The organism is Nocardioides sp. B-3 (assembly GCF_024703895.1).
Lineage (GTDB): Bacteria > Actinomycetota > Actinomycetes > Propionibacteriales > Nocardioidaceae > Nocardioides.
Genome location: NZ_CP087968.1, coordinates 964,342 through 976,524 on the forward strand (window position 1 = coordinate 964,342; position 12,183 = coordinate 976,524).

Below are 12,183 nucleotides of genomic sequence, written 5' to 3' on the forward strand. Positions count from 1 at the left end.
GTACCTCCGCTGGTACCGCTTCGCCTTCGGTCCCGCCCTCTCCCCCGCCCAGTCTCCGAGCAGGCAGCAAAGATCGCTGCCCTCAACCAACGCGTCTCCACAAAGAACGGATAAGTCATCGTGAGCAACGACCAGAAGGTCCTCGTCTCGGGTTCGGCCGGTTTCATCGGCGGCTACGTGGTGGAGGAGCTCCTCAGCCGCGGCTACACCGTCGTCGGCATCGACAACTACTCCAAGTACGGCAAGGTCGAGAAGTCCTACGACAGCCACCCGAACTACCACTTCCACGAGGACGACTGCCGCAACGTCGACGTGATGAAGAAGCTGCTCGCCGACTGCGACCACTTCATCGCCGGCGCCGCCCTGATCGGCGGCATCTCCTACTTCCACGCCTACGCCTACGACCTGCTCGCGCAGAACGAGGCGGATCATGGCCTCGCAGTGCGACGCCGCGATCGAGGCGTTCCAGCACGGCAAGCTGAAGAAGGTCACCTACCTCTCCAGCTCGATGGTCTTCGAGTCCTCCGAGCACTGGCCCTCCAAGGAGGGTGACGAGCGGAAGATCCCGCCGCCGCTCTCGTCCTACGGCTTCCAGAAGCTGGCCGTGGAGTACTTCGCCAAGGCTGCCTTCGACCAGTACAAGCTGCCGTACACGATCGTGCGCCCCTTCAACTGCGTCGGCATCGGTGAAGGTCGCGCGCTCGGCGACGTCGAGGTCGCCTCGGGCAACGTCCAGCTCGCCATGAGCCACGTCGTCCCGGACATCGTGCAGAAGATCGTCAAGGGCCGGGACCCGCTCCACATCCTCGGTGAGGGCAACCAGGTGCGTCACTACACGTACGGCGGAGACCTCGCCAAGGGCATCGTGGAGTGCATGAGCCGGGACGCGGCGTACAACGAGGACTTCAACATCTCGACGCCGCAGTCGACCACCGTCCGCGAGCTCGCCGAGGTGATCTGGCGCAAGATCAAGGGCGACGCACCCCTGACCCCCGGTCAGCGACAAGGCCTACGAGTACGACGTGCAGAAGCGCGTGCCGGACGTCCAGAAGGCCAAGGACGTGCTCGGCTTCGAGTGCACCACCAGCCTCGACGTCATGCTCGACGAAGTGATCCCCCCGGGTGACGCAGGCCGTCGCCGACGGTCGTCTCTGAGCTGACCGGCCAGCAGATGCAGATGCTGCGGGGGCGTCTTCCGCTCGCCCTGATGGTGCTGGTCGTCCTGATCGGTTCAGCCTTCCTGCTCTCGCAGGCCCGCTACCTGTGGTTCTTCGGCGACGACTGGGCGTTCCTGCTGGGGCGTGACCTCGGCGCGAATCCCGTCGAAGACCTCATGCGACCGCACAACGAGCACTGGAGCGCGCTCCCGGCCCTGATCTATCGCGCCATGTTCTCGGTGTTCGGGCTGAAGCACTTCCTGCTCTTCGCGATGCTCCCGATCGCGGCCCACGCGGTCACCTGCGTCCTGTTCACCCTGTTGCAGCGGCGCTGCGGCGTACACCCCCGGGTCGCCACGGGCGTCACCACGGTCCCGGGTCTTCCCGGGAGCCGGCGCGGAGAACCTGCTGTGGTCCTTCCGGGTCGGCATGCTGGCCTCGGCGGCGTTCGGGCTCAGCGCGCTGCTGGTGGCCCTGCGCACCCCGGACCGCCGCAACGTGGGCCTGATCTGGCTGCTCTCCGTGCTCTCCCTGATGTCGTCGAGCATGGCCGTCCCGATGCTCATCTGGCTCGGCTCCCTCACGCTGCTGCGCGGTGGCCTCCGTCGCGCGTTGGCGCTCACCCTGCCGCCGATGGGCGTGTACGCCGTGTGGTTCCTCATCTGGGGTCGCGGAGTGGACACCGGTATTCCCGCAAGTCGGGTGGCCGACGTGGTCCCGCTGGCGTGGAAGGGACTCGCCGGCACTCGGGACACCATGTCCGCCTTCGACGGTGCCGGCCCGGTCATCGTCATCGCGTTGCTGGCCGCGGCCGTGCTGCTGCAGCCCGACACCGACCGGCGCGCCCTCGCCCTGTCCGGGTCGGTGACCGCCGTGGCCACCTACCTCATCCCGGCGCAGTCGCGCGGAGGCCTCGGGCCGGAGTCGACCTCGGCCTTGCGCTACTCCTACTTCGGGGCGCTGATGTTGCTGCCCGCCCCGGCCCCGGTCCTGCACGCCCTGCACGAGCGCCTCGCCGCGCGACCCGTGGAGCGATCCCTGACGGTCGCCGTGGTCCCGGCAGCGCTGGTCGTTCCGGGCGCCATCGGCGTGGTCACCTTCCGCGAGGGACGCGACACGCTCGTCCCCGACCTCCGTGCGCGCACCGTCGCCGGCAGTGAGCTCGCCCGGTCGGGCGAACGCTTGTTGGCCAACGTGGTCGACGCGACCTACAACCCCGACGTCACCGCCGTCGCGCTGGCCCACGACTCCGTCGCCGAGGCCCTGCCGGACCAGCGCGTGACGCCACACGACCTGCTCAACGCACGAGCCGCTCTCCGGGTCGCCGCCGGGCCGACGACACGGGACCTGCCCGAGGCGAAGGTCTCGTTCGTGTCGACGGAGACCTCACCATCAGGCGGCTGCGTGATCGGGCTCGGTGCGCCGGGCAGCGTCCTCGAGATCCCGTCGGGCGATGCCGGCGCTCAGGTCCTCTTCACCGTCTCCAACACTGACCGCGTCACCGCGCGACTGCGCTCAGGAGACGCGACGAGCGATCCCGTCGAGGTGCTCGTCGGCGACACCACCCGGGCCTACCTCGGCGTCAGCGCGGCGGACGTCGACCTGCTGGTCGACCTGCCACCGGGGGCACCGTTCACGGTGTGCGCCCGCTGACCCTCAGCCGACGGGCGTCAGGGCGGAGCTGATCTCGACCACCCCGGGCCCGAACTCCCGGTCGGCCCAGGGCCCGGATCGAACCGTCGTCGTAGATCACGGACTGCTCGACCGTGTTGCTGACCGACCCGTAGCCACCGCCGAGGAAGCCCGGCAGGTCCCTCAGGTCCTCGGCGGCACGGCGCAGCTCAGCCTCGGTGTTCGCCACCCGGTAGACGCACAGCGGCCCGCCCCAGACAGGGCGCAGCTCGGCCTCGGCCGCCGCGACGTCGCCGGTCACGCCCACGTTGACGATGGTGAAGGCCGGGTCGTTCATGGCCTGCTCGATCTCGAGCGAGACCTCGCCGTCGAGGAAGGCCTGCCAGCGCGGATTGATCGACTGGTCCACCCACACCAGTCCGTGGTCGGGGGCGCGCAGCCGCGGCCCGCATCAGCTTGCCGCGCGTCGCGTCCGTGGTCATGGCGGGGTCGAGAACGGTCCAGCCGCCGGGTGGTTCGGTGCACGGAGTCGTCTCGGGCGACCGGCTCTCGGGCACGTCGCCACCGGCGACCACCTCCGTGGGCGTGAACGCCGTGCCGTCCCATTCGCCGACGAGCGTGAAGTCGCCCCAGCGCACGCCGTTGGCCTCCTCGTAGGCGCCGGCGTGGTCAGCCCGGGCCCAGTCGAGCACCGCCGGTCCGCTGCACTGGGGTGGCAGGGACTGGGCCACCCCGCCGAGGCAGAGCTCCGGGCCGTCACCGTCGTCGAGGACGGTCGTGGGCCGGGACGTCGTCACCAGCCCGGTTGCGGCCAGCACCTCGGTCGGTCGCGACGCCGAGACGGTCTCCGGCACAGCCTTGTCCCCGCACCCCGCCACCGGGGCGACCGCGACGCACACGAGCACCGTCCCCCGCACGGTGCTGGCCCTCATGCGACCGGCGTCAGGGTCGAGGTGATCTCGACCCGCCCGTCGCCGTACGTCGCGTCTGCCCAGTCCTGCAGCGAACCGTCGTCGTAGAGGACGCCGATCTGCACGACGTCGGCGGCGGCCGACGACGACGTGACTCCGGGCAGCTTCTGCAGCTCCATCGCCAGCTCGTTGAGCTCGGCTTCGGTGTACGCCGCCTCGCTGACACACAGGGCACCGCCCCACGTCTCACGCAGCTTGGCCTCCGCGCCCGCCGCGTCCTTGGTGACCGCGACGTTGATGACCAGCCGGGTCGGGTCGTTGGCAGCAGCGGGGTCGTCGGGCTGGTCGATGAACGACCCGGCATAGCCGGGCAGCGCGGCGGCCGCGGTGAACGTCGCGTCCATCGCCTCCTGAGTGGCCATGGCCGGGTCGACAACACCCCAGCCCTCCGCCGGCGGCTCGCACGGGGTCGTGAGCTCCGGCTCCGGAGCCCGGCTCGTCGGGTCGTAGAGCGCGGCCGGGACGGCCTCGGTGACGGCGAACGTGGTGCCGTCGAAGGTGCCGGTCAGGGCGAAGGAGCCCCACTTGGTGCCGGACTCGTCCTCGTGCTCGGGGTGGTCCGCCCACTCCCACGTCGCCATCGGTGTGCCCGAGCACTGCGGCGGGAACGACTCGGCGACGAAGGTGCACAGCTCCGGCCCGTCACCGTCGTCGAGCACCGTCACGAGGCCACCAGTGGTGACGGCGCCCGTAGCCGCGGGCACAGCGGTGGGCAGCTCGCCCGGCTCGGCGGCGACGTCGGCCACCGTGTCGCCGGCAGGGTCCACCGCCTCCATCTGTTCCTCGGTGCTGCAGGCGGCCAGCGTGATGGGGGCGGACAGGGCGATCAGCGCGGCGAGCGCGACGGCGGTGCGGGTCATGGCACTAGGACGATAGCGGCTCAGGAAGGGTTCCGGCGCGGGCTGGCCGGGCCCGACACGCGCTCCCTTGGACCTGAGTCTTCTCGAGACTCAGGTCCAAGGAGAGTCGGACCTACCTCAGGGCAGGCGGGCGACCAGCTCGGCCGGGGTCACCCGCGAGCCCGTGTAGAACGGCACCTCGTCGCGGACGTGGCGACGTGTCTCGGAGCCACGCAGGTGACGCATCAGGTCGACGATCCGGTAGAGCTCGTCGGCCTCGAAGGCCAGCATCCACTCGTAGTCACCGAGGGCGAAGGACGCGACCGTGTTGGCGCGCACGTCGGGATAGTCGCGAGCCATCTTGCCGTGCTCGGCGAGCATCGCGCGGCGCTCGCCGTCGTCGAGGAGATACCACTCGTAGGACCGGACGAAGGGATAGACGCAGACGTGCGCCTTCGTCTCCTCGTCGGCCGGGAAGGCCGGGATGTGCGACTTGTTGAACTCCGCCGGGCGGTGCAGCGCCATCTGCGACCAGACGGGCTCGAGGCGCGCACCGAAGGTCGTGCGGCGGAAGGTGTTGTAGGCCGACTGGAGCATCTCGCTGTCCTCGGCGTGCCACCAGACCATCAGGTCGGCGTCGGCGCGCAGGCCACTGACGTCGTAGAGCCCGCGCACCACGATGTCCTCCTCGGCCCGGGAGGCGAACAGCGCCTCCACCTCGGACGCCTCGGTGTCGCGGTCGGTGGCTCCGAGCACGTCGCGCAGCTTGAAGACCGACCACATCGTGTAGCGGATGGTGTCGTTGAGCTCTCGTGCCTTCGCTGCCTTCGTCGCCATACGACTCATTCTGCCCGGGCGACCTCGGCGGCCGCACGATGGGCCGACCCGATCACCGCGGGGATGCCCACTCCGTCACACCGGGCGCCGCAGACGGCCGGGCCGGGCGGCAGCGCGGAGCGCACGCGCGTGACCGGGTCGAGGTGCCCGACGGCGTACTGCGGCAGCCCGCCGCCCCATCTCTGCACGTGCGTGTCGATGGGTACGGCGACGATGCCGGCCAGCTCCGAGAGCTCAGCGAGCGAGCGTGCCACGAGAGTGTCGTCCGTTGCCCGGAGCGTCGACTCCTCCCCCACGCGACCGAGCGAGGTGCGCAGCAGGGCGAGATCGCCGCCGGCCTCGCCGACCCAGTCCCACTTGGCGAAGGAGAAAGTGCTGGCCTTGATCCGCGACGCTCGACCGGCGGCACCGGGAAGCCCGACCGGTCGCGAAGGTGCGCAACGGCGGAGACCGGGAGCGCGAACGTGACCACGGCGACGCTGGCCGACTCGATGGTCGCGAGGTCAGCGGCCGCAGTGGGACTCACGGAGGACAGCAGCCCGGCCGTGGGCGCAGCCGGTGTCGCGAGCACGACCCGCGAGGTGCGTACGGTCTCGGGGGCGTGCGTGGACCCGAGCGTCAGCGCCCAGCCGTCGCCGTCGCGCCGGAGGTCTCGCACGGGTGCATCCACCCGGATGTCGAGCCCCGTCGGCCACGGCGTTCGGCAGCAGTCCCATCCCGCCCGGCAGCCCGGCGAAGACGGGCACATCGCTGCGCGGCACGACGGCCACCTGCTCCAACAGCGACCCGCGGCGGGCCATGGCGAGCAGCTGGGGCACGGTCGCGGCCGCGGACAGCCGGCGGGCCCGACCGGCATAGACGCCGCCGAGCAGTGGCTCGACCAACCGCTCCACGACCTCGTCGCCGAGTCGGTCCGCGACAAGCTCGCCGACCGAGACGTCGTCGTCGACCGGAGTCACGACCTCGTTGCGCAGCCGATCGAGACCTGCACTCGAGAGCACGCCGGAAGAGGCCAGCTCCACGACGTCGAACGGCACGCCCATCAGGGAGCGGGGCATCGGTCGCAGCTCACCCCGCGAGAGGATCCGCGACGTCGCGCCCGTTGGGTGCACCACGTCCGAGCCCAGCTCGCGCGCGAGCGCCACCCCTTCCGGGCGGCGGTTGAGCATCGCCTCGGCCCCGACGTCGACACCGACCCCGGCGACCGACTCGAGCCGCAGCTTGCCGCCGATCCGGGGCGACCCTTCGAGGACCGGGACCGACCGCCCTGCCGTCGCGAGATCGCGCGCCGCTGTGAGGCCGGCGATGCCTGCTCCGACCACCACGACGTCGTACATCACGCGCCAACTCTGGCACGTGGCTCGTCACGGTTCGGTCACGGACGGAACCGACGGGCGGGGCGGCCCCGTCGGAGCGCCATGACCACACTCACCCGAGGCCGCCGCGCTGCAGGCCTGATCGCTGCCCTGACCATGACGGCGACCCTCGCCGCCTGCTCCTCAGCCGGTGACGGCGATTCGGCCGGCGCCGGCTCCCGATGCGGTGTCCTCGACCGAGATGGCACCGAACGAGGCGGGCGAACCGCAGTTCAGCGCCGGCGACACCGCCAGCAGAAGCGATGCCTCCGCCTCCAGCCCGGCCCCCGGGCGCCGGCGATCGAGCGGCACGTCATCTCCACCGGCACCGTGTCCCCGGTCAGCGACGACGTGGCGACAGCGCGCCGCGACGTCCAGCGCATCGTGGACTCCCAGCACGGCTCGATCACCGAGGAGAACACCGAGACCGATGACGAGGGCACGGCGACGTACTCACGACTGGTGATCCGCGTGCCGGCGAGCTCCTTCTCGGTGACGATGCTGTCGCTGGAGAAGGCCGCGGAGCTGCGGCAGTCCAAGATCACCAGCGAGGACGTCACCACTCAGGTCATCGACACCGATGTGCGGGTGCGTGCCCGGGAAGGCAGCCTGCGCCGGGTGGAACAGCTGCTCGCACGGGCCAACTCGCTCAAGGACATCATCTGGATCGAGTCGCAGCTGACGAACCGTCAGGCCGAGCTCGACTCGCTGAAGTCCCAGCAGGCCCGGCTCTCCGACCAGACCAGCGACTCGACGATCACGATCGACATCGAGCGCACCTACGTCCCCGAGGCCGAGAAGAAGAAGGAGAAGGACGAGACCGGCTTCATGGTCGGCCTCAAGGGCGGCATGAAGGCGCTCGGCGCGTTCGCCGCCGCGCTGGCCACCATCGTCGGCGCCCTGCTTCCCTTCGCCATCGTGATTGCGATCTTCCTCGTCCCGGCATGGGTGCTGGTACGCCGCAGCGCCCGCCGCCGGGCCACCAGCTGACGTCACGCGGCGTCGGCGTCCCCGCTCGTCGGTGGGACGTCGGCGCCGTTGATGCGTCCGTCGAGCCGGGTCGGGTCGAGGTCGTCGCGGTGCAGCTTCGCGAAGCCGGACTTGTGGAAGACCAAGGGATGCTCGCCGTTCCCGGCGCCGACCTCGTGGATGCGCAGCAGCACGATCAGGTGGTCACCGGCCTCGACCTCGTCGTGCACCGTGACGTCGAAGGTCGCGACAGCTTCCTTGAGGAGTACGGCGCCGCCCTCCGTCACCGTGAACGGCAACCCGTCGAAGCGCTGCTCGCGCGGGCCGGCCAGCTGGCGGCAGATGTCGTCGTGGTGATCGGCCAGCACGCTGATGCCCAGGTGCCCGGCCTCGCGCAGCAGCGGCCAGCTCGAGCTGGAGGTCGCCACCGAGAAGGACACCAGCGGCGGGTCGATGCTGACGGAGGTGAAGGACGACGCGGCGATGCCGGTCAGCTGTCCCTTCACCGATGCGGCGACGGCGACGACGCCGCTGGGGAAGGAACCGAACGCGTCGCGCAGCGTGCGCTGGTCGAGCTGTGAGAGCTGGGTGGTCGTCATCACGACAACGCCCTTTCGTGAGTGAGGTGGGCAAGGCGGGGCCGGGCGATCTCGAGCCGGGTCGCGGCGGCCGGGGTGCGGGACCCGGCACGGGGGTTGCCCACCACCACGGTGGTGCGGTGTTGGTTGAGTCGCTCGCTGCGCTCGCTCATGACGCCGCCCGCTGCGCGCCGAAGGGCACCGACGACGTGGCCGCCACCGGGGACGGGTGCTGCCAGACACCGCGCTGCTCGAGGATCGGGAGCACGCCCTCGCCGAATTGGTAGGCGCCCTCGAGGTGCGGATAGGCGGAGAGGACGAACTCGTCGATGCCGAGTGCGGCGTATTCCTCGATCCGGTCGGCGACCTCGCTGTGGCTGCCGACGAACGCAGTGCCCGCACCGCCGCGGACGAGGCCGACGCCGGCCCAGACGTTGGGGTGGATCTCGAGGTTGTCCTTGCTGCCCCGGTTGAGCGCGAGCATGTTGCGCTGGCCCACTGACTCGGACTGCTTCAGGCCCTCCCGGACCTTCGCGATCGTCGCCTCGTCGATGCCCTCGAGCAGCCGGTCGGCCTCGTGCCGGGCCTCCTCGGAGGTGTCGCGGTTGATGGTGTGGATGCGCAGGCCGAACCTGACCTCACGGCCCTGCTGCTCGGCGAGCTCGCGGATCCGGGCGATCTTCTTCGCCACGGCCGCGGGCGGCTCGCCCCTGTGAGGTAGACGTCGGCGTGCTTGGCCCGCGACGTCGCCGGCGGCGGGCGAGGAGCCACCGAAGTAGATCTCCGGGATCGGGTCGGGGAGCTGCTGGAGCTGCGCGCTCTCGACCCGGAGGAACTCACCGTCGAAGGTGACCGCCTCTCCGGTCCACAGCCCGGTCACGATCTCCGGGAACTCGTCGCAGCGCCGGTAGCGACCCTCCTTGTCCACGAAGTCGCCGTACGCCCGTTGCTCCCGGCTCTCGCCGCCGGTGACGACGTTGAGGAGCAGCCGCCCGCCCGAGAGGTTCTGGAAGGTGGCGGCCATCTGCGCGGCCAGCGTCGGGGAGGTGAGGCCGGGCCGGAAGGCGACCGGGGAACTTCAGCCGCTCCGAGACGGAGCTGAGCATGGCGGTGGTCAGCCACGCGTCCTCGCACCACGCACCCGTGGGCGTCAGCGCGGCCTCGAAGCCGAGCTGTTCGGCGCTGCGCGTGACCTGCCCGAGGTAGGGCACGCTCGCCGGCCGGCCGGCCGCGCCGTGCGCGACGCCGTGGCCGCCGCTGACGACGTGCCGCCCGTCGCCGCCGTTGGTGGGGAGGAACCAGTGGAACTTCATGTCATGCCTCTCAGAGCTGTCCGTGGTTGGGCGGGAGCGTGCGATCCACGACCCACCGCCCGAGGTGTTGCACCTTCCACGCCGCGGGATCGTGCAGCGTGTGCGTGCGCGCGTTGCGCCAGTGCCGGTCGAGGTTGAGCCCGCGCAGGGCGGAGCGAGTGCCCGCGACCTCGAACAGCCGACTCGTGACGTCGACCGAGGCCGCGGTCGACGACGCACGGCTCGCAGCGACCGCCGGGCTGGCGGCGCCGGCCGTCTCGGCGGTGAGGTCGGCGTTGGCGACGTCGACGGCGCGGGCCGCTTCGCGCAGCAACGCCTCTGCCCCGCGTACGGCGACCTCCATCTGCCCGAGGGCATGCACGACCAGCGGGTCGTCGCCCGCGCGGTCGACCCCGGCATCGGGGAACGGGCGGCTCTTCGTACGCACGAACTCCGCCGCCTCCTCGATCGCCGCGCGCGCGATCCCCACGTCGAGCGCCGAGTGCAGGAGCTGGGCGAAGGCGCCGTACGTCTGCGGGCGGTCGAAGGTCAGGTGCCGGGGCGTGATGCGGTCCGCGGTGACGCGCACGTCGACGAGCTCGACCGTGCCGGACGCGGTGGTGCGCTGGCCCATGCCGTCCCAGTCGTCGATGACGGTGACGCCTTCTGCGGTGCGCTCCACCCGGGCGACGTGGAGCGGTCCGTCGACGTCGAGGTGCGCGAGCACCGGGATCCAGTCGGCGAAGAGCGCGCCGGTGGCGTAGCCCTTGGTGCCGGTGAGGAGGTAGGACCCCTCAACCTCCGAGGGTTGCAGCGTCGTGCGGATGTCGCGCACGTGCTTCGTCCCGATCTCCGACTGCGCGTTCCCGAAGCGCTTCCCCGCCAGCACCTCGCCGAAGAAGAACTCCTGCTGCGCCGGGGTCCCCTGCTCGCGCATCGCGTTGACGTACACGAAGTGGCTGTGCGGGACCTGCGCGATGCTCGGGTCGCCGGCCGCGAGGATCCGGAAGACCTCGGCCGGGGGTGACGGCGGGCAGCTCAGGGACCGCCGTACTCCTGCGGGACGGTGATCGCGAGGAGCCCCGACTCTGCGAGCCGGTCGAGCTCGGCGCCGGGCAGGATCCGCTCGGCGTCTCGCCGCGATGCGCCCTCGGCGAAGTGCGCGGCCAGCGTGCGGGCGACCGAGACGGCGTCCTCGCTGGTCCAGGTCGGGCTCACGACGGGCGCGTGTGCCGGGGCCGTCATGCGACGTCCTTCTCCGCTTCCGCCGCCTCGAGCTCGCGCACGATCGGCAGCACCTTGGCGCCGAAGTACTCGACCTCCTCCCGGAAGTGCAGGAAGCCGAGCAGGAAGAGGTCGACGCCTCGACGCTTGAACTCGAGCATCCGGTGCGCCACCTGCTCAGGGGTGCCGACCAGCCCGGTGCGGAAGCCGTCGTTGTACTGCACGAGGTCGCGGAAGTCGGAGTCCTGCCACATCCCCTTCTTGTCCGCCGTCGACTGGCCGGCCTGCTTGACCGCGCCGCCGAAGCCCTCGACCGCCTCGGGGTTGGCCTTGGCGATGATCTCCTCGAGCGTCGCGTGCGCCTCGGCCTCGTTGTCGCGGGCGACCATGAAGCCGTTGACGCCGACCTTCACCGTGCGACCGGCCTGCTTCGCGGAGGCGTTGACGCCGGCGATCTGCTCGGCGATGCCGTCGGGGGTGTTGCCGTTGGCGAAGTACCAGTCGCTGACCCGACCGGCCATCGACTGGGCCACGCCCGAGTTGCCGCCCCGGAAGATCTCCGGAGTCGGGCGCCCATCGAGGGCCAGCGGCTTCGGGTTCATGTCGAAGTCGTGCAGCTGGAAGAAGTCGCCCGAGAACGCGGCGCCGTCCTTGGTCCAGATCTCGCGGATGTAGGAGATGAACTCCTCGGCCATCCGGTAGCGCTCACCGTGCTCGAGCCAGTTGACGCCCATGTTCACGGCCTCGTCCTTGAACCAGCCGGAGACGACGTTGATCGCGGCCCGGCCGTTGGAGAGGTGGTCGGCCGTGGCGATGAACTTCGCCAGCACGCCCGGGTGCCACATGTAGGGGTGGACGGCCGAGATCACCTTGAGCCGCTCGGTCGCGAGCAGCAGCGCGAGGCTGAACGACGTGGCCTCGTGCTGGTAGGCGGCGCCGTACGACGCGGTGTAGCGCACCCGGGTGAGGGCGTAGTCGAAGCCGTTGTCCTCCGCGGTCTGGGCGAGCCGCTTGTTGTAGTCGTAGTCCCAGCTCGTGCGCTGCTCGATGTCGGAGATCACCAGACCTCCGGAGACGTTGGGCACCCAGTAGGCGAACTGCAGCGGTGCGGATGTGGTCATGGGTGTCTCCTCTTGGGGGAAATGGGTGTGCAAGGTCTCGTCTGTCACGTCGGTCGCGGCCACTCCTGCGTGCGGCGGGTGCCGCCGATCGCCCGGGCGTACGGCGGAGGCGTCCCGTTCACGACGTGCGCACCGACCACGCGCGACTTGAGGATGCGCGGGTTGTGCGAGGACACGGTGCGAGCGTTGCGCCAGTGCCGGTCCAGCC

18 protein-coding genes are annotated in these 12,183 nt (G+C 70.8%); 4 read left to right on the forward strand and 14 right to left on the reverse strand.

All coding sequences use genetic code 11. The features are described from left to right. Positions 1-120: 120 nt before the first annotated feature. Together LP418_RS06515 and LP418_RS06520 are read left to right on the forward strand one after the other, a co-directional pair. Positions 121-552: an NAD-dependent epimerase/dehydratase family protein gene (locus tag LP418_RS06515; protein ID WP_257955698.1), complete on the forward strand. Its 432-nt coding sequence runs from the start codon at positions 121-123 to the stop codon at positions 550-552. Continuing rightward, positions 509-1,126: an NAD-dependent epimerase/dehydratase family protein gene (locus tag LP418_RS06520; protein WP_257956924.1), complete on the forward strand. Its 618-nt coding sequence runs from the start codon at positions 509-511 to the stop codon at positions 1,124-1,126. Before LP418_RS06515 ends, LP418_RS06520 begins: the two co-directional genes overlap by 44 nt. A 105-nt stretch (positions 1,127-1,231) precedes the next feature. Here LP418_RS06520 and LP418_RS06525 read toward each other — a convergent pair whose 3' ends face one another. After that, positions 1,232-1,501 (reverse strand): hypothetical protein, encoded by a 270-nt coding sequence (locus LP418_RS06525; RefSeq protein WP_257955699.1) that lies wholly within the window; start codon positions 1,499-1,501, stop codon positions 1,232-1,234. Between the two features lie 85 nt (positions 1,502-1,586). Here LP418_RS06525 and LP418_RS06530 point away from each other — a divergent pair, with 85 nt between their 5' ends. Continuing rightward, positions 1,587-2,810 (forward strand): hypothetical protein, encoded by a 1,224-nt coding sequence (locus tag LP418_RS06530; protein WP_257955700.1) that lies wholly within the window; start codon positions 1,587-1,589, stop codon positions 2,808-2,810. Here LP418_RS06530 and LP418_RS06535 read toward each other — a convergent pair. The 6 genes from LP418_RS06535 to LP418_RS06560 all read right to left on the reverse strand — a co-directional run bounded on the left by LP418_RS06535 (position 2,791) and on the right by LP418_RS06560 (position 6,773). Then, on the reverse strand, positions 2,791-3,018 hold the full coding sequence (locus LP418_RS06535; protein ID WP_257955701.1) for a hypothetical protein: 228 nt from the start codon (positions 3,016-3,018) through the stop codon (positions 2,791-2,793). The genes LP418_RS06530 and LP418_RS06535 overlap by 20 nt on opposite strands. Next, entirely contained in the window at positions 2,999-3,721 is a 723-nt protein-coding gene (locus LP418_RS06540) for a hypothetical protein (protein WP_257955702.1), read from the reverse strand. Before LP418_RS06540 ends, LP418_RS06535 begins: the two co-directional genes overlap by 20 nt. Beyond that, on the reverse strand, positions 3,718-4,620 hold the full coding sequence (locus LP418_RS06545) for a hypothetical protein (protein ID WP_257955703.1): 903 nt from the start codon (positions 4,618-4,620) through the stop codon (positions 3,718-3,720). The genes LP418_RS06540 and LP418_RS06545 overlap by 4 nt, the downstream gene beginning before the upstream one ends. 117 nt (positions 4,621-4,737) lie before the next feature. Next, positions 4,738-5,436 (reverse strand): hydrogen peroxide-dependent heme synthase, encoded by a 699-nt coding sequence (gene hemQ, locus LP418_RS06550; RefSeq protein ID WP_442940135.1) that lies wholly within the window; start codon positions 5,434-5,436, stop codon positions 4,738-4,740. 5 nt (positions 5,437-5,441) lie between these two features. Then, complete coding sequence (locus tag LP418_RS06555) at positions 5,442-5,690, reverse strand: hypothetical protein (RefSeq protein ID WP_257955705.1); 249 nt, start codon at positions 5,688-5,690, stop codon at positions 5,442-5,444. A 249-nt stretch (positions 5,691-5,939) separates the two neighbouring features. Then, positions 5,940-6,773, reverse strand: a complete 834-nt coding sequence (locus tag LP418_RS06560) for an FAD-dependent oxidoreductase (protein ID WP_272496318.1) — start codon at positions 6,771-6,773, stop codon at positions 5,940-5,942. A gap of 81 nt (positions 6,774-6,854) precedes the next feature. On the opposite strand from LP418_RS06560, the gene LP418_RS06565 reads away from it, so the two are divergent. Next, positions 6,855-7,781: a DUF4349 domain-containing protein gene (locus tag LP418_RS06565; RefSeq protein ID WP_257955706.1), complete on the forward strand. Its 927-nt coding sequence runs from the start codon at positions 6,855-6,857 to the stop codon at positions 7,779-7,781. Between the two features lie 2 nt (positions 7,782-7,783). On the opposite strand, the gene LP418_RS06570 is transcribed toward LP418_RS06565, so the two are convergent. From LP418_RS06570 to LP418_RS06605, 7 genes are all read right to left on the reverse strand, one after another. Continuing rightward, positions 7,784-8,359: a flavin reductase family protein gene (locus LP418_RS06570; protein ID WP_257955707.1), complete on the reverse strand. Its 576-nt coding sequence runs from the start codon at positions 8,357-8,359 to the stop codon at positions 7,784-7,786. Further along, a complete protein-coding gene (locus tag LP418_RS06575; RefSeq protein WP_257955708.1) occupies positions 8,359-8,511 on the reverse strand; it encodes a hypothetical protein in 153 nt (50 codons plus the stop codon). The genes LP418_RS06570 and LP418_RS06575 overlap by 1 nt, the downstream gene beginning before the upstream one ends. Beyond that, positions 8,508-9,362: an LLM class flavin-dependent oxidoreductase gene (locus LP418_RS06580; RefSeq protein ID WP_257955709.1), complete on the reverse strand. Its 855-nt coding sequence runs from the start codon at positions 9,360-9,362 to the stop codon at positions 8,508-8,510. Before LP418_RS06580 ends, LP418_RS06575 begins: the two co-directional genes overlap by 4 nt. Positions 9,363-9,661: 299 nt before the next feature. Beyond that, on the reverse strand, positions 9,662-10,582 hold the full coding sequence (locus LP418_RS06590) for an acyl-CoA dehydrogenase family protein (protein ID WP_257955710.1): 921 nt from the start codon (positions 10,580-10,582) through the stop codon (positions 9,662-9,664). An 86-nt stretch (positions 10,583-10,668) separates the two neighbouring features. Beyond that, positions 10,669-10,875: an acyl-CoA dehydrogenase family protein gene (locus LP418_RS06595; protein WP_257955711.1), complete on the reverse strand. Its 207-nt coding sequence runs from the start codon at positions 10,873-10,875 to the stop codon at positions 10,669-10,671. Next, positions 10,872-11,975 (reverse strand): dimethylsulfone monooxygenase SfnG, encoded by a 1,104-nt coding sequence (gene sfnG / locus LP418_RS06600; RefSeq protein WP_257955712.1) that lies wholly within the window; start codon positions 11,973-11,975, stop codon positions 10,872-10,874. The genes LP418_RS06595 and sfnG overlap by 4 nt, the downstream gene beginning before the upstream one ends. 44 nt (positions 11,976-12,019) lie before the next feature. Then, positions 12,020-12,151, reverse strand: coding sequence for a hypothetical protein (locus LP418_RS06605; RefSeq protein ID WP_257955713.1), 132 nt, complete (start codon positions 12,149-12,151; stop codon positions 12,020-12,022). Positions 12,152-12,183: the final 32 nt, after the last annotated feature.

Bases quoted from the DNA above. Each gene is read 5' to 3' on its own strand.
- LP418_RS06520 (WP_257956924.1), top strand. From the start codon at position 509: ATGGTCTTCGAGTCCTCCGAGCACTGGCCCTCCAAGGAGGGTGACGAG.
- LP418_RS06530 (WP_257955700.1), top strand. From the start codon at position 1,587: ATGCTGGCCTCGGCGGCGTTCGGGCTCAGCGCGCTGCTGGTGGCCCTG.
- LP418_RS06540 (WP_257955702.1), bottom strand. From the start codon at position 3,721: ATGAGGGCCAGCACCGTGCGGGGGACGGTGCTCGTGTGCGTCGCGGTC.
- LP418_RS06545 (WP_257955703.1), bottom strand. From the start codon at position 4,620: ATGACCCGCACCGCCGTCGCGCTCGCCGCGCTGATCGCCCTGTCCGCC.
- hemQ (WP_442940135.1), bottom strand. From the start codon at position 5,436: ATGGCGACGAAGGCAGCGAAGGCACGAGAGCTCAACGACACCATCCGC.
- LP418_RS06560 (WP_272496318.1), bottom strand. From the start codon at position 6,773: ATGTACGACGTCGTGGTGGTCGGAGCAGGCATCGCCGGCCTCACAGCG.
- LP418_RS06565 (WP_257955706.1), top strand. From the start codon at position 6,855: ATGACCACACTCACCCGAGGCCGCCGCGCTGCAGGCCTGATCGCTGCC.
- LP418_RS06570 (WP_257955707.1), bottom strand. From the start codon at position 8,359: ATGACGACCACCCAGCTCTCACAGCTCGACCAGCGCACGCTGCGCGAC.
- LP418_RS06575 (WP_257955708.1), bottom strand. From the start codon at position 8,511: ATGAGCGAGCGCAGCGAGCGACTCAACCAACACCGCACCACCGTGGTG.
- LP418_RS06580 (WP_257955709.1), bottom strand. From the start codon at position 9,362: ATGGCCGCCACCTTCCAGAACCTCTCGGGCGGGCGGCTGCTCCTCAAC.
- LP418_RS06595 (WP_257955711.1), bottom strand. From the start codon at position 10,875: ATGACGGCCCCGGCACACGCGCCCGTCGTGAGCCCGACCTGGACCAGC.
- sfnG (WP_257955712.1), bottom strand. From the start codon at position 11,975: ATGACCACATCCGCACCGCTGCAGTTCGCCTACTGGGTGCCCAACGTC.